The organism is Phocaeicola coprocola DSM 17136, assembly GCF_000154845.1.
Lineage (GTDB): Bacteria > Bacteroidota > Bacteroidia > Bacteroidales > Bacteroidaceae > Phocaeicola > Phocaeicola coprocola.
Map to the genome: position 1 here is coordinate 24820 of NZ_DS981512.1, position 20363 is coordinate 45182.

Below are 20363 nucleotides of genomic sequence, written 5' to 3' on the forward strand. Positions count from 1 at the left end.
CCACAGCTAAACTGTAAGAGAAAATGATAAAAAATATAGTTTTCGATTTTGGCGGAGTTATAGCCGATATAAGCCGCGAACAGGCTGTAAAGGCATTCATCCGTCTGGGTGTAAAAGATGCCGACCGCATCCTCGACAAGTATCATCAGACCGACATTTTTCAGGAGCTGGAAGAAGGAAGTCTGACAGAGGAAGCTTACCGAAACGAATTGGGAAAACTATGCGGACGTACATTGTCATGGGAGGAAGTACAGCAAGCATGGCTAGGCTTTATCACTGGTGTAGATATACGGAAGCTGGAATATCTGGAAATGTTACGTAGCGAAGGATACAAGCTCTATGTACTTAGCAACACGAATCCTTACGTAATGGGATGGGCATGCAACGAACGGTTTTCTTCAGAGGGCAAACCTTTGACATCGTATTTCGACAAGTTATACCTCTCCTATCAGGTAGGTTGCACAAAACCCGAACAGCGCATCTTCGAATACATGCTGTCGGATGCCGGCTTAGAACCGAAAGAAATCTTGTTCGTAGACGATGGTCAATCGAACATAAACATAGCAAGCCAACTGGGTATGCATACCTTCCAACCAGAAAATGGCTGTGACTGGCGAAAAGAATTAAGCCTGTTACTCGCTAAACTGAAGTAAAATATAACAAATATCCAAACAGAGATTCCGGTTTACATACTGGAATCTCTGTTTTAGTATACTTGCAGAGATAAAAACTGTATTAAGTAGCCTGCTAACAAAAAATCTTGTATCAATCAGATATTAAGTCTGTTACCCTATTAAAAGCTCAACAAGTGGCAATCTCTGATTCATTTTTTTCAAAAAAAAGACGCTAAAACACTTGCATATTACATTCTAAAGCACTACCTTTGCATCGCTTTTAAAGAAAAGCACTTCTTCGGGGTGTAGCGCAGTCCGGTTAGCGCACCTGCTTTGGGAGCAGGGGGTCGTGGGTTCGAATCCCGCTACCCCGACAAAGAAAAAGATCTTTAATAACTGTTTTGAGTAAATAAGCTCGGGGTGTAGCGCAGTCCGGTTAGCGCACCTGCTTTGGGAGCAGGGGGTCGTGGGTTCGAATCCCGCTACCCCGACAAAAGGTTGATAATTAAACAAGATAAACGTTTAAATTATCAACCTTTTTTTATTAATTAACTTCTATCCTACGCTTATTATGAAAACACTATCAGTGAAAAAAGTCAACGACTCTGCAATTACTTCGGCAGAACAGATACCTACAATATTTGATATAGAACAAATACCATTCCACCAGATAGACTGCATCAACTGGAAAGACTATCCATATCACCCTGACGTTAAATTCAGAATAGCTCATACTGGAAATGCTATTTTATTGCATTATTGTATAACAGAACAGAGTGTACGTGCAACAGCTCCGGAGGACAACGGAAGAGTATGGGAGGATTCATGTGCAGAATTTTTTGTACAGCCCGGAACAGACAACCAATATTATAATTTTGAATGTAACTGTGCAGGTACATTACTGATAGAATACGGAAAGCCAGGTAACCGGGAACACGCTCCACTGGAAACTGTGGGACAAGTTACGCGCTGGGCTTCATTAGGAAGAACTCCCTTTGAAGAGCGTTTAGGAGAATGTTCATGGCAACTTGCCTTAAGAATCCCCATATCCGCCTTCTTCCACCATTCACTGACATCACTTGACGGAATGAGAATGAAAGCAAATTTTTATAAGTGCGGAGACAAACTTCAGACTCCTCATTTTTTATCATGGAGTCCTATTGCACTCCCCTCCCCATGCTTTCACTGCCCCGATTTCTTCGGAGAAATAACATTTGAATCAAATAAGTAAAAACAATGCTACTGATATCTCTCATTACAGCAGTACAAGTAATTCTCATCATCAAAATATGGATGATGACAGGCGATGTGCGTAAAATCCGACAGAAACTGAACGAACCACAAGCCGAAAACCGCAAGATAACAGAAGCACAGTTAAAAGCTCTGGAAGGAAAAACAGAAGAAGCTTATACCTTATATAAAGAAGCATATTACTATAGTGTAGTAACATTCTTCAATGAGCTTGAAAACAAAAATCTGAAAGATACAGAAGCAAAAGAGAAAGCTTGGGAAGAAGGATTCAATGAAATAGTTTCCTATTATTCCGGACAGATAAGCCGACTTGGCAATTACAAACTGCCCGAAGAGGCATTGTACACTTATGCTCAGATAAGTGCACGAATCGGGAAACTATAAACTATACAAATCTATGACAGACTTTGCAGCAATCGACTTTGAAACAGCAAACAAGGAACGCTCCAGCGTATGTAGTGTGGGAATTGTTATCGTAAGGAACGGAGAAATTACCGAAAAGCTATATCGGCTGATACGTCCCTACCCTAACTATTATAGCTACTGGAACACACAGGTACATGGCTTGACGTTTCAAGACACAGCCTGTGCGCCAACATTCCCTGAAGTATGGAAAGAGATTGATCCTATAATAGCCGGATTACCCTTAGTAGCGCATAACAGCCCTTTTGATGAAGGGTGTCTGAAGGCAGCATTTCAAGCATACAACATGGAATATCCTGATTATACATTTCACTGCACTTGTAGAGCCTCCAGGCGGACATTCGGAAAAAGTCTTCCCAATCATCAGCTACAAACAGTAGCTCTAAAATGCGGCTACGATTTATCACACCACCATCATGCGCTTTGTGATGCAGAAGCTTGTGCGCAAATAGCTATTAACATCCTATAAAAAAGTACGCCACCCTGTCACTAACATTGACAAGGTGGCGTGAACTCTCTATCTTTACTACCTGTTATTTTCTTAGCATCAAATTTTTAAAAGGAGTCGGATATGGAGTTTCAAATTCCATCAGTTCACCTGTAACAGGATGATAGAAACATAGCTTAAACGCATGGAGTGCCAAGCGTCCCAAAGGATTCACTTCACAGCCATAACGTTCATCCCCTACGACCGGATGTCCCAGTGACTGCATGTGTACACGAATCTGATTCTTACGACCTGTTTCCAACTGCAATTCTACCAGCGAATAGCCATTAGCGCGTTTTATGGTACGGTAGTGAGTAACCGAATATTTTCCACCATCATCAACTGGAGAAGAACTTACATACAACTTACGGTCGGTAAGCCAAGATTCCACAGTACCCTGATCTTTTTCCATATCTCCCATCACGATAGAAACATAACGGCGATCGCGCACAATATCATGCCAGTTATCACGTAATGTATGTTGTGTCTTTTCATCTTTGGCATACATCATAATACCCGATGTTTCACGATCTAACCGATGCACTACAAACACACGATTATTGCGATGCTGACGTTTTACATACTCATTCAATATATGCTGAGCCGTCTTTTCCTTCTGATGATCTGTCGCAACAGAAAGAAGACCTTCCTTTTTCTCCACTACTATCAGATAAGCATCCTCATACAAGATCTTCAGCATCGGATGACGGAACTCATGCTTGTTCTTCTCGCGGCTTATCTGCACCTTCATTCCCGGCTTTAAAGGATAATTATATAATGTCTGGATATTATTATCGACCAGTACAACACGATTGGTAAGCAAAGCCTTCACACGAGTGCGACTTATCCCCGCCATCTTCTTCATCAGAAACTCCATCAGTTCGGCAGGTTCCGTCACATTATATACAGTATATTTAGCAGCAGCACGCGCTACAGGACGCCCGCTTGTATTTCTATCTCTTCTTGACATATCTTCTTATTGATATAATTTATCTTTTCTCCAATAATACCACATTTTCTACATGATGCGTATGCGGGAACATATCTACCGGTTGTACGGCCATTACTTTATATTTAGCATCAAGCAACTGAAGATCACGTGCCTGAGTAGCAGGATTACAACTTACATATACAATACGCTTAGGCTCGGCAAACAGAATTACATCTATCACATCGTTATGCATACCCGCACGTGGAGGGTCGGTAATAATTACATCCGGACGACCATGTTCATTGATAAAATCCTGCGTCAAGATATCTTTCATATCACCGGCATAGAACAGTGTATTCTCAATACCGTTTATCTGAGAATTAACTTTTGCATCCTCAATAGCTTCGGGAACGTATTCTATACCAATAACCTTCCTTGCCTGGCGGGAAACAAAGTTTGCAATCGTACCCGTACCGGTATAAAGGTCGTACACCAGTTCGTTGCCAGTCAGCCCTGCGAAGTTGCGAGCTACTTTATAAAGATTATATGCCTGTTCTGAGTTTGTCTGATAAAAAGATTTCGGACCGACCTTAAAGCGCAACCCTTCCATTTCCTCAAAGATATGGTCATTGCCCTTAAATACTTCGACATCCAAATCGCCAATAGTATCATTGCATTTATTATTGATGACATAAAGCAATGAAGTAATCTGAGGAAACTTATCTGCAACAAACAGCAACAACACTTTCATCTTATCCAGTTCCGCATCCGAAGTAATCTTACATTGCAACAACACCATAAGTTCTCCTGTGGAAGAAGTACGCACCATCATATTACGGAGCATACCTTCCTGACTGCGCAAATCGAAGAACTCATAATTATGTTCGTAAGCAAAATCGCGGATTGCATTACGGATCTGATTGGAAATATCATCCTGCAACCAACACTTTTCGATAGCAAGTACCTTATCGAAAGCTCCCGGAATATGGAATCCGACAGCATTCATCTGATCATACTTCACATCCTGCTTGACTTCTTCTTCGGTAAGCCAACGTTTATTAGAGAAAGTAAACTCCAGCTTGTTACGATAGAACATTGTTTTCTCTGAGCCAAGAATAGGCATAAACTCAGGTAACTCCACCTTTCCGATACGAGTCAGGTTATCATACACCTGCTTCTGCTTATAACGAATCTGATCTTGATAAGAAAGACACTGCCACTTACATCCGCCACAAACACCATAATGCTGGCAAAACGGTTCGGCACGCATTGACGACTTTTCGTGAAATTTTACTGCAACAGCTTCCGCGTAATGATTTTTTTTACGCTTTATCTGTAAATCGACTACATCTCCAGGAACTACATAAGGTACGAATATAACCAAATCGTTTACCTTAGCAACTGCCTTCCCTTCGGCAGCTACATCTGTTATTGTTACTTTTTCCAGTAAAGGAAGTTCTTTTTTCTTTCTTGCCACGTCTATTTTATATAAATCCGATTTGGGAGCAAAGTTACAAAATAATCCCAATAATCTGTCACGAATTTGAAAGAAGTTGATTTTGCAAAGTCTATATTACAAAACATACAATAAAAATCTCTCTTTTCATTTGGATATTCATAAAATATATATAGTTTTGCGAGCGTTAAATTCTTTTACAAAGAACCATTACAACTAGAAAAACATAAATAAACCTTAATAAACCTTTTAATAAAATGGAAAAGAAAAGAATCTATACTTTCGGAAACGGACATGCTGAAGGTAAGGCAGATATGAGAAATCTTTTGGGTGGCAAAGGAGCCAACCTTGCAGAAATGAACTTAATCGGTGTTCCTGTTCCTCCCGGATTCACAATTACAACAGAAGTTTGCAATGAATATTTTGAAAAGGGTAAAGACGATGTTGTCGCTCTCCTGAAAAACGATGTAGAAAAATCTATCGCCGGAGTGGAAGAACTCATGAAATCTAAATTCGGTGATGTAGAAAATCCATTACTTGTTTCTGTTCGTTCTGGTGCAAGAGCATCTATGCCAGGAATGATGGATACAATCTTAAATCTTGGACTCAACGACAAGGTTGTTGTCGGCCTGGCAAAGAAAACCGGTAACGAACGCTTTGCATGGGATTCATACAGACGTTTCATACAAATGTACGGTGATGTCGTACTTGGCATGAAACCAACAAATAAGGAAGATATCGATCCGTTCGAAGCTATCATAGAAGATGTAAAGAAAGCAAAAGGTGTACGCCTGGATAACGAACTGGGAGTAGCCGAACTGCAAGAACTGGTAGTACGCTTCAAAGCTGCTGTAAAAGCTCAAACCGGACAAGACTTCCCAGAAAATGCTTACGAACAACTTTGGGGAGCTATCTGCGCAGTATTCGATTCATGGATGAACGAACGTGCCATTCTTTACCGCAAGATGGAAGGTATCCCTGCAGAATGGGGAACAGCTGTCAACGTACAAGCCATGGTATTCGGTAACATGGGTGATACATCAGCTACCGGAGTTTGCTTCTCTCGTGATGCTGCAACTGGTGAAGATTTATTCAACGGCGAATACCTGATCAATGCACAAGGTGAAGACGTAGTAGCAGGTATCCGTACTCCTCAGCAAATTACAAAAATAGGTTCTCAACGCTGGGCTGCCCTACAGGGTATTTCAGAAGAAGAACGCGCTAGCAAATATCCGTCAATGGAAGAAGCTATGCCGGAAATATATAAAGAACTCGATGCATTACAGACAAAACTGGAAAACCACTACCATGATATGCAAGACATGGAATTTACCGTTCAAGAAGGTAAACTCTGGTTCCTCCAGACACGAAATGGTAAACGTACAGGCGCTGCTATGGTCCGCATCGCAATGGAAATGCTTCAGCAGGGACTGATTGACGAAAAGACTGCTATTTTACGTTGCGAACCTAACAAACTGGACGAACTGTTGCACCCCGTATTCGACAAAGAAGCTCTGCGTAAGGCAAAAGTTTTAACTCATGGTCTTCCAGCATCTCCGGGAGCAGCATGCGGTCAGATTGTATTCTTTGCAGAAGATGCTGCACAATGGCGTGCAGACGGACACCGTGTTGTATTGGTACGTATTGAAACTTCTCCTGAAGACCTTGCCGGTATGACTGCTGCTGAAGGTATCTTAACCGCACGAGGAGGTATGACTTCTCATGCAGCAGTTGTAGCACGAGGCATGGGTAAATGCTGTGTATCAGGTGCAGGCGCAATCAACGTAGACTATAAAGCACGCACTGTAGAAATAGACGGTACAGTTCTGAAAGAAGGTGATTTTATCTCTTTGAACGGAAGTACCGGTGAAGTTTATGCAGGAGAAGTTCCTACCCGCGCAGCTGAACTGTCAGGCGACTTCGCTAAACTGATGGATCTTTGTGATAAGTATACTCGCCTGAAAGTACGTACCAATGCTGATACTCCAAGAGACGCAGAGGTTGCACGCAGTTTCGGTGCTACTGGTATCGGACTTTGCCGTACAGAACATATGTTCTTCGATAACCAGAAGATTATTGCCATGCGTGAAATGATTCTTGCTCCTGATGTAGAAGGTCGCAAGAAAGCACTTGCCAAACTGCTTCCTTATCAGAAAGCTGACTTCAAAGGTATCTTCAAGGCTATGGACGGATGTCCGGTGAACGTACGTCTGCTCGATCCTCCTTTGCATGAATTCGTACCTCATGATCTGAAAGGACAAGAAGAAATGGCAAAAGCAATGAACGTTACGGTAGAATATATCCGCCAGCGTGTAGAAAGTTTGTGCGAACACAACCCAATGTTAGGACACCGCGGTTGCCGTCTGGGTAACACTTATCCGGAAATTACAGAAATGCAGACACGTGCTATTTTGGGTGCTGCCTGCGAACTGAAAAAAGAAGGTTACGATCCACATCCAGAAATCATGGTTCCATTGACCGGTATTCTTTATGAATTCGAAGCACAGGAAAAAGTAATTCGCAGTACAGCTGCCGAATTGTTCAAAGAAGAAGGCATAGAAGTACCGTTCAAGGTAGGTACAATGATTGAAATACCACGTGCTGCCCTTACAGCCAACCGAATTGCTTCACGCGCAGAGTATTTCTCATTCGGAACTAATGACCTTACTCAGATGACATTCGGATATTCACGTGATGATATTGCCTCTTTCTTACCTGTATATCTGGAAAAGAAAATCCTGAAAGTAGACCCATTCCAAGTTCTCGACCAAAACGGTGTTGGACAATTAGTAGAAATGGCAGTTGAAAAAGGCCGTTCAGTACGTCCAGATCTGAAATGTGGCATCTGTGGTGAACATGGAGGTGAACCATCTTCTGTTAAGTTCTGCCATAAAGTTGGTCTGAACTACGTAAGTTGCTCTCCATTCCGCGTGCCTATCGCTCGTTTGGCTGCGGCGCAGGCTGCTATTGAGGAAGCATAAGCAATATAGGATAATATTTGATTTAGGCTGTAACGGACTGTTTATCAGACATTACAGCCTAAGTTGTTTTTAGGCGGTTCGTGCATTTGTCCGCAAAAAATGAGCCAAATAAACGGTACTTGCTTACAAATAGCTTACTAAACTGAGAGGGTACGCTTACAAAGAACTTACAAAAGTAAAACAACTGTAAATCAATAAGGTATGGCAACATTTAAGACTATTGTAAGGTATAAGCGAGCTGACGGCTTTTACCAAGTGTACATTCGAGTACTTCATCGTTCAAAATCAGGGTATATTAAGACTGATAAGTTCGTTACTGACAAACAGCTATCCAAATCTGGAGAGATTAAGGATGCTGTCATAAATAAATATTGTGCACAGGAAATACTTCGTTATACAGAATTGGTAAATCGTAAAGATGTGTCAGGATACTCTGTAACAGAATTAATAGAATACTTAATGAACTCTGATATGGAAGTATGCTTTAGTGACTATGCTACAAAATTCATTAACCGTATGGCCTCTGAAGGACATGAACGTAATGCTAAGAACTATCGTCTGGCTGTAAACCACCTTGAAAGATATTTGGGAACAACCAGAGTGATGTTTACTCACTTGTCATCTTCTGTTTTGACAAGATGGATTAATAGCCTTTCGTTGACGAACAGGGCGAAAGAAATGTACCCGACTTGTTTAAGACAGATATTCAAAAGGGCACTTATAGAGCTGAACGATGAAGAACGTGGTATCATGCGAATAAAATACAATCCTTGGCTAAAAGTATCTATTCCTAAATCTGACAGTACAGTTCAAAGAGCCATCAGTGCAGAGGCGTGTAGAGAGTTTTTCAATCGTCCCCTACCGGAAACCAAAATGATTTCCTCTCTTCCTGAACTGGGCCGAGATGTGGCACTCCTATCCTTGTGTCTGGGTGGAATAAACACTGTAGATATATTTGAGCTCACTACTGTCCACTAAAAATGGACAAGGTTAAAAATTAAATAAATTCGGTTCACTTGAATCATATCGGTCTTTGACATTTTTGAAATTCGATTTGTCAAACAAGTCACTGAGATGTGTTTTGTCGGTCAGAGAGATTCCGAGTATTTGGAGAATTTCATAGACGCTACGTTCTAATTTCATATCGTGTTGGACTATTGCTACTAAGCAGTAAGTGATTATCGCACAATAGATTTGTATGCGTACAGCGTTTTCCGATGTTCCCCAGAACTTCTTAATCCTGAGGTGTTGTTTTATCCATTTGAAGAACAGTTCAACACTCCATCTGTTTCTATAAAGCGATGATATAAACTCTGCAGATGCGTCAAGATTATTTGTCAGGAAGATGTATCGTGTACCGTCTTCAGGATTTTCAATGATGAGTTTTCTAAGTTCCTCAGGGTAATCCTTAGAACTTTTATAAACCGTAAAGCATCCGATTACATCCGATACTACACCTTCTGGCAATCTTCGTTTCCAGGTTTTAGGCTTGATCCGTACATTTGTTTTGGCTCGTACAAGGAAGAAAGCACCTATACGATTTATTGTATTAAGGTTGCTGAAATCGTTATACCCTCGGTCGAATATATAATGCGCTCCTGATTCATATGGAATCTCAGGCATAGCCTTTGAATCGTGAATATTGGCAGGTGTAATATGCACAAATGCAGGTACTTCCGCTTCAATATCGTAGAGCGTATGCAACTTTATTCCGCCTTTATGTTTGCGAAATTTAGCCCATTCAAACACTGACAGGCACAGATCAATCGTTGTAGAGTCAAATGCATAAACATGACCGTCAAGTTCGAATATTTTATTGATTCTACGCTTGCGGGCCTCGGCAATCATGAATGTTGCGTACTCTTCGAAGATGCGGTAGTTACGTTGCTCATTAGCCTTACTAAGATTGCTCCGAGTTACAGACTTCCCGATTCCGAGATGGTAAAGTTTTCCAGCATGAGCTTCCATAGCCACAATCAAATCTCTAAGACTATCTCGATTGGATAGCTGACCGAACATCATCGTAAGCAGCTGATTCCAACAGGTATAGCTCTTGATATACTTATCGCCTTCATACTTTGTAACGATACGATTGAATTTACTTCGGTCAAGGAACTTAACTAATTGGGCAAAAATATATGGGTCTTTATGCATAACGGTCTGAAAATTACCACAAAAGTAAATTCAAATCCGTTCTCCCAAAAATCTCCTATAACAAATTGAATTTCAATAATTTCAAAGAACTTCTATGATTTTTTAGTGGACACTAATGTCAAAAAGATATTGAAGATACGTATGAGTTTAATGACCAGTATATATTGTTTGACAACATTATGTTTTCCAATGCGTACCGGAAAATTGATACAACGTACGGGAGCATAGGCTCCTCCAAACAATAAAGCAAATACTACTATACTGATGAATATTCCATATACTCCATAATCGGAGAGGAGGTCTGTATGGAAATAATTCCAGCATACTATTCCGATGCCAGAAAGCAAGCAGAGAGCTGCTGTACCTTCCAATATCCTATCTGCGATAGATGGATGATAATGTATTTCAGGAGCGTTTTTTCCGGAAAACGGACCTAAATTGATGGTGAACATATTATTCTTCTTTTGTATCAGTTTTCTTTGTTTTCTTTAATCTTCCGCTTTTGCGTAATGCTTCGTTGATAATCCACTGAAGTTGCCCGTTGGTACTGCGAAATTCATCCGCAGCCCATTTTTCGATAGCTTCCATCGTTGCGGCATCTACACGTAGAACGAAACTTTTAGTCGTATTCTCTTTTTTTGCCATTGGCCGTTTTCTTGATTAATGATTCAGCGTTCCTGTGTTCACAACCGGCTGGGCGGCTTCGTCGGCACAGAGCACAACAAGCAAGTTACTTACCATAGCAGCTTTTTTATCTTCATCCAGCTCTACGATATCTTCCTGAGAAAGCTTGTCGAGCGCCATGTGCACCATTGATACGGCTCCTTCTACGATTTTTTCGCGTGCGCTGATAATAGCAGAAGCTTGTTGACGACGTAGCATGACGGCAGCGATTTCCGGTGCATATGCCAGATAATTGATACGTGCCTCTACGACTTCAATGCCGGCCATAGCCAGACGTTCGTTCAGCTTTTGTTCCAGTTGTTCATTGATTTCTTCTCCTCCCGAACGTAGAGTAAGTTCATCAGTTCCCGCTTCATTGTCATCGTAGGCATATTGTCCGGCTACTTGTCTGAGAGCTGCATCACTCTGTATTTTCACAAAGTTCTCGAAAGCATTCATACGATTGGCTACAGCATTTCCAACACTGATTTCTTTGCCGTTACCAGAAGAGGTTGTATCGCTCGCCATAGTTTGTGAATCAATCTCGAACATGGCTTTGTATGTATCTTTCAGTTTCCATACCAGTACCAGACCGATAAGAATCGGATTTCCTATTTTATCGTTTACCTTGATCGGTTCTACATCAAGGTTACGGGCACGTAAGGATAATTTTTTCTTGTTCATGAAAGGATTTACCCAAAAGAATCCTGTTTCTTTGAAAGTTCCTTTATATTTCCCGAAAAAGACCATGATACGCGCTTCATTAGGTTCCAGTTGCATATAACCACCAAATAAAATAAACCAGATAAGCAAGAGTACTCCACCCAATATGAAGAATGGAGTTGTCATTTGCATAAAGCAGCAAATAATGATGCTTGAGATCAATAACAGGTGCATAGCCAGCATGAGAAATCCGTTAGCTTTAAATCCTCTGAAATTTAATTCTTTTGCTTCCATAAACTCATATTTAATTGATATTATTTTGATATCACAAATTTATGGATAAAGAATAAATAAAACAACACGAGAGAGGATGTTGTTTAGCATCCTCTCTCGTGTTGTTTTATTGAAATGCAGATTATTCTGCCATGCGTGTATATGTATATTTATCATAGAAACTACCGTATTCGTCTGCTCCAGTTGTTTCGATAACAAGTCTGTCTGAAGAAGCTTCAAGTATTTTTGCGGTAGATACATCGACTCCCTCCATGCTTTCCGGAATCATATTGTTTCCTTCCAGGTAGAAGTTTTCACTATCGTATCGACGCCAAGTACCACTATAGTATTCATAGTGAGTTACAGTGTATTTATTACCGTCTGTTTTTTCTATAGTAATTTTTTCGCAGTCATCTGTAGGTTCAAAAGGATTGAAGTTTTCATTATAAGAAATTTTTTCACCTTCATAATAGTAATATCCGTTAACGGCAGTCATACCCCATACTCCTTCTAACTGATTTACTTCGATAGCTTCATCGTCTTTAGAACATGATGAAAAACAAAAAATACTGATCAGGAGTGTTGCTAAAAACAAAATCTTTTTTATTGGATTAATTTTATTAAATTTTTGATTTTTTAAAAGTATATAAAGCTACGAGGATATACAATACAGTTTTTATGGTTCTATGACTATATTGATTTTTATTGTATATATGAGGTGTAAATTTAGGATTATCAGGGTATCCTTTTATAAAAAAAACTCCTGCCATTTTGAAAAACAGCAGGAGTAATTTCATTAATTATATTTACAAAATAAATTAAAAATCATCAGCAGGGAAACCTGTGCGGCGGAATCCTGAAACTTTATAAGTCAGTCCGTCTGGGTCATCATCAAACTGTATCATGTACACAATACTGTCGGCAGGCATTCCACTAGGAGTAAGGGCTGCTCCTTCGAGTATTTTTCCATCAGTTATCTTCACTTTGCAATCGTATGAAGTATTGTCAATGAAGTCGTTGGTTGTAAATGTTCTGTTATTATAGTCTACATTTACTTTAACTTTATAATCCCAAAAATTTGCTCCGTCTTCTAGCCACATTTCAGTAGATACATTGGCAGCTGTATTGTATGTGTACATGCGAAAATGTCCTAAACCTACATCACCAAGCTCTTGTCCGTTACTTATAGCAGTGGCAGTAACCCACCAGTCGCCTGCCATCTTTTCAACAGATGTTCCTCCTGGCTCGGTATCGTCATTACAAGAAGTTAGTCCTACAGCCAATATGGCAAATAAAAATATGATATATTTTTTCATAAAGCTTCAATAATTATTTAGTTAGTGTAACGCTTAGAGGTGTTCCTCCATAATCTACGGTCATAGTGACTACGCCTGTTTCTGGATTATATTTTCCTTCTGTTAAGCTCAATGCAAGTTCTGAAGCAAAATACCAGTTTCCTACTTTAATTAAAGTGAGTGTATTATCTGCGTTCAGTTTTAATTTTGCTTCAGCATGGAAATCGTACATTGGCTCAAATCCCGGATTCATTCCATAAAACTGCAAGCCTCCCAATAAATCATCAATAAGGTAAGTTCCATCTTCATTTTCTGTAATCAAGATGGGTGCGCCTGTATAGTGACGAGTTCCAGCCTGTGATTCTCCCTGATATGCACTTGCAAAACTATCAGGATTAACTACCATTACTTGACGAGTTTTGGTTACTGAAAATCCATCAACGTTGGCTACAGAATAAACTAAGTTATAAAATCCAGGTGTTGAGCTGTCTACACTACCAGTGACCTTTACCTTTTCACTGATATCTTCCCCGTTTTCGGTTGCTTCATATCCAGGCTCTGTATAAGTTTCACCTAATGATAGTTTTACAAAATCATCTCCTTTCAAGTTTAATTCTGCAAAATATGTTACCTTAGAAAGGTCTTCTACTGAGTCTTCACATGAGGTGGCAGTTCCCAATAAGAATGCTCCCATGAGTATGTAATAAAATATTTTTTTCATTTCTATAAAACATTTAAGTTATTAGTTCTTGTCCCACCATACAGGAGTACTTACTGGTACTGCTTTGGGAGTGTTTACATTATACATACGTGCACTCAATGGGTATGTCATACGTTTTACCAGTCCATTACCAAGACCGTTGATCCATGGCTCTATTAAATCACCCGGAACATAACTTGAGTTACCTTTAAAAATATCTAACTGAGAAACAGTAGTAATATTCGGACAATCGGTACGGCGTATTTCACTCCATGCTTCCATATGATCCATACAGAATAAAGCTGCCCACTTTTGCATGTATACTAAATGAAGTTTATCGTTTGTTGAGGTAGCATTGTCCCATAATGCCAAAATTCCTGCTTCTTGACCACTCATACTACGTGCTTCAAAATCGGCTGTAACTCCAGCATTATAAGCATTTTGAGCTTTTCCTTCATCATTCAGGAAACGTAAATTAACTTCTGCGATAAGGAACTGAAGTTCTGCTTGAGTAAACAGATAGAATGGCTGAGTTGCTCCGTTTCCGTCAGAATGTTGATAATTGATGGCACTTACATTTTCATTCTTCCAAGTATCCGAACCGTTGTTGTCATCAGATTTTGTTCTACCACCCGGAATCTGTCCTAAATATTTGCCTTCTTTTTTGTTTTTATTGATAGCGTAAGCTATACGTGGGTCATTATTTGCCTGATAGTAAGCTACGATCGGATAAGCTGCACACTGGTTACCCGGTGTATTTACTGCATTCGTTTCATACCATGGATTACGTTTTGATGTTTCGTCTGCGAAACCTGTAAATGCAGCATCACCAGTAAAGAAATTATTTTCTGCTACTAAAGTTTTTACTTTTTCAGTATAGGTAGCAGCATCTACTCCTGCATCTATGAAGCGCAGATACATACGTAAGCGTAATGCGTTAGCCAATCCTTTCCATTGTTTCATATCACGGTTAAAAATCAGATCTTGGCTATCCATAGATGCATTATCTGTCAAAGCTGCTTCTGCTGCATCCATTTCTGCCAATACACCTTTGTATACATCTTCTCCGTTATCCCATTTCGGATTGCTGACTGAGTTACCTTTTAACGCTTCACTATATGGAGCTTCGTTAGTATTGTCGACCATTACCTGTAAGACATATGCACGCAATACTGTTGTAGCAAAACGGTCAGCAGGGTTTGTACTTTTTTCTAGAACTTCTTGAGCATCCATCAGTGCCCCTGCATAAATAATGCGGTATGAATAGTCCATCAGCTGTGAAGACTCATTGAACATATACTGACTGATTTCTATGTATTGGCTTTGTTCTGGATTCTGTTCATAATACTGTGCAAAATAACCCGCATAGTTATGAATTTCTCCTCCTACAGCAGCTGCAATACCTGCTTCAACAGAAGGAAAAATCAAGTCTGGCGTCATTTGCTCATTGCTTGGGTAGTTGGGATTTTCATTAATGTCAAGGTCACAGCTTGTGCATAAACTTGCCATTAATAAGGTATATAATGCTAATTTTTTCATATATAAACTTCTTTTTAATCGTTAGAATTTCACATTTAAGTTGATACCGAAGTTACGTGAAGTTGGGTTTGAAGAGTATTCACCGTAATTACCTGACAGGTCGTTACCAAATGATGTTGTTTCTGGGTCGATAAATGTGTTGCTTGATGGTGTCCAGATAAAGAGATTATTTCCGTATGCTGAAATACGAACCCCTTGTAGCGGAGTTTTAGCTAACCATTTTTTTGGTAAATCCCAGCTTAACACAACAGTACGCAACTTAACATATGATTTGTCTATTAAATCGATTTCTCCACCGATACCTCCCATAGGGTCGTAATAGTAGTTACAGATATCTGCGCTTGAAACAGGTGTTGTATTTTCTACATAACTGATGCTGCCATCAGCATTAGTAACCTTATTTACAGAGTTGGGAATAATGAATGTATTACGGTCGTTGTATGCTGTTTGTATTGCATTACCTGTGAAGTAAAGAGTATTCTTTGTCTTTGAATACATGATACCACCTTGACGAATATCAAAATCAGCACTTAATGATACACCTTTGTAAGTAAGTGTAGTAGAAACACCCATCTGATAACGGTTATTCATATCACCGTAAGTAGCAAATTCTGCTGCTGCAACTGGCAGACCTGTATTGGCATCAGCTACGATTCTGCCTTGCGGATCACGTTCTACAGCTTCGGCTTTGAATACACCTAATGGTTGTCCTACAATTGCATACATACTAGTACTACCGTTCAATCCATATATAACTGTTTCACCTCCCAGTTCTTCTGGTAAGCTTACAACTTTACTCCAGTTTTTGGTAAAGTTTACTGTAACATCCCAACTGAAATCTCTAGTTTGGATAGGAGTTCCGCTTACTAATAATTCGACACCTTTATTGCTGATCTTACCTAAGTTGATATTTTGAGAACCATATCCTGTTGCTGGATCCATGCTTAAAGACATGATCTGTTTATCAGAATTACGATTGTAATAAGCAGCGTCGAAAGAAAGACGATTATTGAAGAAAGCCATATTTAATCCGAATTCGTATTCGGTTGTCATTTCTGGACTTAAAGTATTACTTCCTAAAATATTTCCTAATGTATAAGAGTTTACTCCACCTAATGGGAACTTCAGATAACCAAATGGAATGGAATATTGAGCTGAACCGTATACTGGGCTTAACATATATACATCAGCATCGTTACCTGTTTTACCCCAGCTGGCACGTACTTTACCGAAAGTAATGATGTCTTTTATTTCGTCATTTAAAAGTTCGCTGAAAATGAAACTACCAGTAACACCAGGATAGAAGAAATCACGATTTCCTTTAGGTAAGGTAGATGACCAGTCGTTACGAGCTGTTACTGTTAAATACAACATGTTTTTCCATGAACCTTCAAACTGTCCGAATACACCCATTAAACGGCGGAGTTCGCTATATTGAGTTACAGTTGGAGTTTGTGATGAGTTTGACAGATTGAACCAAGTAGGAATGGTCAGGTTGTTTACTGCTGATTTTTGATAAGAGTATTTACGTTCGTTTCCATTGAATCCGACCAATGCATTTACATGAAAATCGTTGATTGGCATGTCAAAAGATAACAAGAAGTCTTGGTTGATTTCACGACGGCGAGTCGTCATGATGCTATATTCTCCGTATTGACCGGCAAACGGGCTACTTGCTCCCATACCTTCTCCATTAGGAGTTCCTTCATAATATAACGCGTACAGATTTTCTGTTCCATATTCAGTTTGTCCTGTTGTAGAATCCAAACCCATACGATATGTAAACTTAAAGTATTTCAAAAAATCATAATCTAATTGGAACTTACCATAAAAACGTTCAGAATTATAAGTGTTTAAATTATGTTCCAATATATAATAAGGGTTCATAACGCCGTAAGGAGTATAATAATATCCCGGAGTATTGAATGGATCATTCAAATCGGCTAGGCTTTCTACATTAATATCTCGTGGAGTCTGCCATAGAGAATTAGCCATTGACAGTCCCTGACCTGTTGTTGCAAACTTATTATCCTGATATGCATAGTTCAAAGAAGTACTAAATGTCAGATTACCAATTTTATGACTACCTCTTCCAGAGAAAGTATACTTATTATATGAGTCTGCATCTGTAGGAATAATACCATCATCACTGATTTGTGAGAATGATACAAAGTAGGTACTTTTATCTGTAGCTCCGTTGAAAGATAAACTATTATTATATCTGAAACCTGTATCGAAGAAGTTTTTCATATTGTCTTCTACAGCGACATAAGGTTTTATCTTTTGTGAATTGTTATATACGTTACCATACAACTGCATTGAACCGTCAAAACGTGGTCCCCAAGAACCATTTTCTAGCGTAGTATGTGATCCACTCCATCCCATACCAAATTCATTCTGCATTTCAGGCATGCGTAAAACAGAAGACCATTGAACACCACCATTGTATTCAATTCCTAATCCTTTACCTTTTTTACCGCTTTTTGTAGTAATCATTACTACACCATTGGCTGCACGGCTACCGTACAAGGCTGTAGCAGCAGCTCCTTTCAGGATAGTCATGTTTTCTACGTCATCTGGATTTACAGCATTAGCACCATTACCAAAGTCGAACCCTGAATTCAACCCATCGCTAGAAGATACAGATGAGTTGTCCAAAGGTACTCCATCAACAACATATAAAGGTTGGTTGCTGCCACTTAATGAGCTTACACCACGGATGATAACAGAGTTTGATGCTCCTGGGTCGGAGGATGTGGCAGAAATCTGTACACCGGCAACCTTACCTGCAAGGCTGGACATTACATCTGAAGTACGGCTTGCAGAAATCTTTTCACCGTTTACCGAAGTAGCGGAATAGCCTAATGCTTTTTCCGATCTTTTTATACCCATTGCTGTTACAACAACTTCATCCAATTGTTCTGCATCTGAACGAAGTACAACCTTAACAGTAGGCTTGATAGTTACTTCTTGGCTTTCCAGACCAATGAACGAAACAACCAAAGTTTTTGCCGGACTAGGCACATTGTTGATTGTAAAGTTACCGTCGATGTCTGTTACAGTACCTACAGTAGTACCTTTAACTAAGACAGACGCTCCAACAACCGGCAAACCGTCTTCTTCAGAGGTGACTGTACCAGTAACCTTTGAAACTTGCGCGTTTACCAGACCTATACCTATCATCAGGAAGGTCATTAAAAGCATCAATTTTCTTTTCATAAGATTCTCTCTTAAAGTTTAACTTTGAATTAATAATTTTTCATTAGTTATATTTCTCGGTCGCAAAAATAGTTAAAAATGTAATAACTGTATACTTTTCGATAGAAAAAACTCAATATAAACCTTTTATTTTAACACTTACACCACGTTTTTTACACCAAAATGCTTCTATTTTCAACTCTAAAGCATTTCACTTTGTCATTATTAAAAGCTATATAAGAAAAAAACAAAATATAGAAAATGACAATAATTTCTTTGTTATTATTACGTTTTTCTAAAAAAAGCGATGGTTAATATTCAATTTCTAAGTCTATTTTTGTAAAGAGACCTATATGTTTTTTTAGACCATCAATGCATATATATTCACTAATTGTATATATAAACGCAATAAAGATTATTTAAGATAAAGATATAATACTTTCACATAATAGTTGAAAATGAAAAAGATTAAGTATCGCATAGTTTATAACCGCAAAAAACGGTTAGATAGCCAGGGAAAAGCTTTAGTTCAAGTGGAAGCTTATCTATTAGGGAAAAAAGCTTATTTTTCTACTCATATTTATATTAAACCCGACCAATGGAATAGTCGTAAATCAATAATTTGCAACCATCCCCATGCTGAAGAATTAAATTACATGTTAGAAGAATTCATATTGAATTTGCAAATGCGTGAGATAAATGCTTGGAAACAAGGAAAAGAAATTTGTTTGGAATTACTAAAGGAAATGGAAGAAAAAACAAGTTCCGACAATAAAATAATTTCTTTTGGTAGAAAATGGATAGAAAATTCCCCCATACGCAGTAGTACAAAAAATAATTTGTATACCACACTTACCCTATTAGAAAGTTTTGCTCATGAGATTACTTTTAAACAGATGGATTACAAACTTTTATTATCATTCGAGCAATTTATGAAGAACAAAAAATTAGGAATAAATACCATCGCAAAACATTTACGACATATAAGAACGATTATAAATGAAGCTGTCCGTCAAGGAATTATAGCTAAAGAAGATTCACCTTTTACAGAATATAAGATAAAAACAACAGAAAGCCACCATACATACTTATTACCAGAAGAATTGGATAAGTTAGAACATATCAATCTTTCCAGAAAGAAGAATACACTTCGCCATACTCTCGACGCATTCTTATTTTGCTGCTATACAGGCTTACGTTATTCTGATTTTATAAGTATGAAAAAACAAAATCTTATTCAAACTGATAAAGAATTATGGCTGGTTTTCAAATCACAAAAAACAGGAACTGTCACTCAACTTCCCCTTGGCTATTTATTTCAGGGAAAAGCTATCCGCATTTTATATCATTATCCAGATATAGAAGAATTTTTTCATATAAAGCCTAACGCTTCGGTTAATAAAGAATTAATTCGTATAGGAAAACTAGCAGGAATAACAAAACATTTTTCTTTCCATACAGCACGTCATACGAATGCTACCTTATTAATATATAAAGGTGTACAGCTTTCTACCGTGCAAAAACTATTAGGACATCGTAATATAAAAACAACCCAAGTTTATGGTGAAGTACTACCGCAAACGATAATCAAGGAACTAAAAAAATGCAAGTTTTGATTAAACAGGTAAATGTAGAATGTATAATAGAAGAATTAACCTAACAACAAATAGGTAGAAAATCAAAGTATTCCATTAGACAAAAGTACACATTGCATCTAGATATATTATCAGAATCT

The 20363-nt window shown here is 38.8% G+C and carries 17 protein-coding genes, 2 tRNA genes and 1 pseudogene; 9 read left to right on the top strand and 11 right to left on the bottom strand.

Translation table 11 applies throughout. The features are described 5' to 3' along the window. The first annotated feature begins 23 nt into the window (after positions 1–23). The 6 genes from BACCOP_RS18410 to BACCOP_RS18435 all read left to right on the top strand — a co-directional run bounded on the left by BACCOP_RS18410 (position 24) and on the right by BACCOP_RS18435 (position 2757). Positions 24–653 (top strand): HAD family hydrolase, encoded by a 630-nt coding sequence (locus BACCOP_RS18410; RefSeq protein WP_007571808.1) that lies wholly within the window; start codon positions 24–26, stop codon positions 651–653. A 260-nt stretch (positions 654–913) separates the two neighbouring features. Next, positions 914–988, top strand: a tRNA-Pro gene (locus BACCOP_RS18415). A gap of 42 nt (positions 989–1030) precedes the next feature. Continuing rightward, a tRNA-Pro gene (locus BACCOP_RS18420) sits at positions 1031–1105 on the top strand. A gap of 80 nt (positions 1106–1185) precedes the next feature. Continuing rightward, positions 1186–1845, top strand: coding sequence for a carbohydrate-binding family 9-like protein (locus tag BACCOP_RS18425; RefSeq protein WP_007571810.1), 660 nt, complete (start codon positions 1186–1188; stop codon positions 1843–1845). A 5-nt stretch (positions 1846–1850) separates the two neighbouring features. Next, on the top strand, positions 1851–2249 hold the full coding sequence (locus BACCOP_RS18430; RefSeq protein WP_007571812.1) for a hypothetical protein: 399 nt from the start codon (positions 1851–1853) through the stop codon (positions 2247–2249). Between the two features lie 13 nt (positions 2250–2262). After that, positions 2263–2757 carry a 3'-5' exonuclease gene (locus BACCOP_RS18435; RefSeq protein ID WP_007571813.1) on the top strand — a complete coding sequence of 165 codons (495 nt, stop codon included), beginning with the start codon at positions 2263–2265 and terminating at the stop codon, positions 2755–2757. Positions 2758–2821: 64 nt separating this feature from the next. Here BACCOP_RS18435 and BACCOP_RS18440 read toward each other — a convergent pair whose 3' ends face one another. Continuing rightward, complete coding sequence (locus BACCOP_RS18440; RefSeq protein ID WP_007571815.1) at positions 2822–3745, bottom strand: RluA family pseudouridine synthase; 924 nt, start codon at positions 3743–3745, stop codon at positions 2822–2824. 19 nt (positions 3746–3764) lie between these two features. Further along, on the bottom strand, positions 3765–5183 hold the full coding sequence (gene rlmD / locus BACCOP_RS18445; protein WP_040312262.1) for a 23S rRNA (uracil(1939)-C(5))-methyltransferase RlmD: 1419 nt from the start codon (positions 5181–5183) through the stop codon (positions 3765–3767). A 236-nt stretch (positions 5184–5419) separates the two neighbouring features. Between rlmD and ppdK the strand changes: the two genes are divergently transcribed. Both ppdK and BACCOP_RS18455 read left to right on the top strand, forming a co-directional pair. Continuing rightward, positions 5420–8143 (top strand): pyruvate, phosphate dikinase, encoded by a 2724-nt coding sequence (gene ppdK / locus BACCOP_RS18450; protein ID WP_007571819.1) that lies wholly within the window; start codon positions 5420–5422, stop codon positions 8141–8143. A 201-nt stretch (positions 8144–8344) separates the two neighbouring features. Next, positions 8345–9106 (top strand): annotated as a pseudogene (locus tag BACCOP_RS18455) (phage integrase SAM-like domain-containing protein); the annotation flags it as partial. A 27-nt stretch (positions 9107–9133) separates the two neighbouring features. On the opposite strand, the gene BACCOP_RS18460 reads toward BACCOP_RS18455, so the two are convergent. The 9 genes from BACCOP_RS18460 to BACCOP_RS18500 all read right to left on the bottom strand — a co-directional run bounded on the left by BACCOP_RS18460 (position 9134) and on the right by BACCOP_RS18500 (position 18649). Next, positions 9134–10297 carry an IS4 family transposase gene (locus tag BACCOP_RS18460; protein ID WP_007565393.1) on the bottom strand — a complete coding sequence of 388 codons (1164 nt, stop codon included), beginning with the start codon at positions 10295–10297 and terminating at the stop codon, positions 9134–9136. Between the two features lie 92 nt (positions 10298–10389). Further along, a complete protein-coding gene (locus BACCOP_RS18465; protein ID WP_007571821.1) occupies positions 10390–10749 on the bottom strand; it encodes a hypothetical protein in 360 nt (119 codons plus the stop codon). 1 nt (position 10750) lies between these two features. After that, on the bottom strand, positions 10751–10942 hold the full coding sequence (locus BACCOP_RS18470; protein ID WP_007571823.1) for a type II toxin-antitoxin system antitoxin: 192 nt from the start codon (positions 10940–10942) through the stop codon (positions 10751–10753). Positions 10943–10957: 15 nt separating this feature from the next. Continuing rightward, the gene (locus BACCOP_RS18475; protein ID WP_007571825.1) at positions 10958–11917 is read right to left on the bottom strand and encodes an SPFH domain-containing protein; all 960 of its coding nucleotides are present in this window, start codon (positions 11915–11917) and stop codon (positions 10958–10960) included. A gap of 121 nt (positions 11918–12038) precedes the next feature. Continuing rightward, positions 12039–12491: a lipocalin family protein gene (locus tag BACCOP_RS18480; protein WP_007565234.1), complete on the bottom strand. Its 453-nt coding sequence runs from the start codon at positions 12489–12491 to the stop codon at positions 12039–12041. Between the two features lie 223 nt (positions 12492–12714). Then, positions 12715–13212 (bottom strand): lipid-binding protein, encoded by a 498-nt coding sequence (locus BACCOP_RS18485; protein WP_007571827.1) that lies wholly within the window; start codon positions 13210–13212, stop codon positions 12715–12717. Positions 13213–13225: 13 nt separating this feature from the next. Further along, positions 13226–13912: a BT_2262 family domain-containing protein gene (locus BACCOP_RS18490; RefSeq protein WP_007571829.1), complete on the bottom strand. Its 687-nt coding sequence runs from the start codon at positions 13910–13912 to the stop codon at positions 13226–13228. A gap of 21 nt (positions 13913–13933) precedes the next feature. Continuing rightward, positions 13934–15430: a SusD/RagB family nutrient-binding outer membrane lipoprotein gene (locus tag BACCOP_RS18495; RefSeq protein ID WP_007571830.1), complete on the bottom strand. Its 1497-nt coding sequence runs from the start codon at positions 15428–15430 to the stop codon at positions 13934–13936. Between the two features lie 21 nt (positions 15431–15451). Beyond that, positions 15452–18649 (bottom strand): SusC/RagA family TonB-linked outer membrane protein, encoded by a 3198-nt coding sequence (locus BACCOP_RS18500; RefSeq protein WP_007571832.1) that lies wholly within the window; start codon positions 18647–18649, stop codon positions 15452–15454. 437 nt (positions 18650–19086) lie between these two features. Between BACCOP_RS18500 and BACCOP_RS18505 the strand changes: the two genes are divergently transcribed. Continuing rightward, positions 19087–20244: a site-specific integrase gene (locus BACCOP_RS18505; RefSeq protein ID WP_007571834.1), complete on the top strand. Its 1158-nt coding sequence runs from the start codon at positions 19087–19089 to the stop codon at positions 20242–20244. Positions 20245–20363: the final 119 nt, after the last annotated feature.

Bases quoted from the DNA above. Each gene is read 5' to 3' on its own strand.
- BACCOP_RS18465 (WP_007571821.1), bottom strand. From the start codon at position 10,749: ATGTTCACCATCAATTTAGGTCCGTTTTCCGGAAAAAACGCTCCTGAA.
- BACCOP_RS18410 (WP_007571808.1), top strand. From the start codon at position 24: ATGATAAAAAATATAGTTTTCGATTTTGGCGGAGTTATAGCCGATATA.
- BACCOP_RS18500 (WP_007571832.1), bottom strand. From the start codon at position 18,649: ATGAAAAGAAAATTGATGCTTTTAATGACCTTCCTGATGATAGGTATA.
- BACCOP_RS18425 (WP_007571810.1), top strand. From the start codon at position 1,186: ATGAAAACACTATCAGTGAAAAAAGTCAACGACTCTGCAATTACTTCG.
- ppdK (WP_007571819.1), top strand. From the start codon at position 5,420: ATGGAAAAGAAAAGAATCTATACTTTCGGAAACGGACATGCTGAAGGT.
- BACCOP_RS18495 (WP_007571830.1), bottom strand. From the start codon at position 15,430: ATGAAAAAATTAGCATTATATACCTTATTAATGGCAAGTTTATGCACA.
- BACCOP_RS18440 (WP_007571815.1), bottom strand. From the start codon at position 3,745: ATGTCAAGAAGAGATAGAAATACAAGCGGGCGTCCTGTAGCGCGTGCT.
- BACCOP_RS18505 (WP_007571834.1), top strand. From the start codon at position 19,087: ATGAAAAAGATTAAGTATCGCATAGTTTATAACCGCAAAAAACGGTTA.
- BACCOP_RS18430 (WP_007571812.1), top strand. From the start codon at position 1,851: ATGCTACTGATATCTCTCATTACAGCAGTACAAGTAATTCTCATCATC.
- BACCOP_RS18475 (WP_007571825.1), bottom strand. From the start codon at position 11,917: ATGGAAGCAAAAGAATTAAATTTCAGAGGATTTAAAGCTAACGGATTT.
- BACCOP_RS18470 (WP_007571823.1), bottom strand. From the start codon at position 10,942: ATGGCAAAAAAAGAGAATACGACTAAAAGTTTCGTTCTACGTGTAGAT.
- BACCOP_RS18460 (WP_007565393.1), bottom strand. From the start codon at position 10,297: ATGCATAAAGACCCATATATTTTTGCCCAATTAGTTAAGTTCCTTGAC.
- BACCOP_RS18490 (WP_007571829.1), bottom strand. From the start codon at position 13,912: ATGAAAAAAATATTTTATTACATACTCATGGGAGCATTCTTATTGGGA.
- BACCOP_RS18435 (WP_007571813.1), top strand. From the start codon at position 2,263: ATGACAGACTTTGCAGCAATCGACTTTGAAACAGCAAACAAGGAACGC.
- BACCOP_RS18485 (WP_007571827.1), bottom strand. From the start codon at position 13,212: ATGAAAAAATATATCATATTTTTATTTGCCATATTGGCTGTAGGACTA.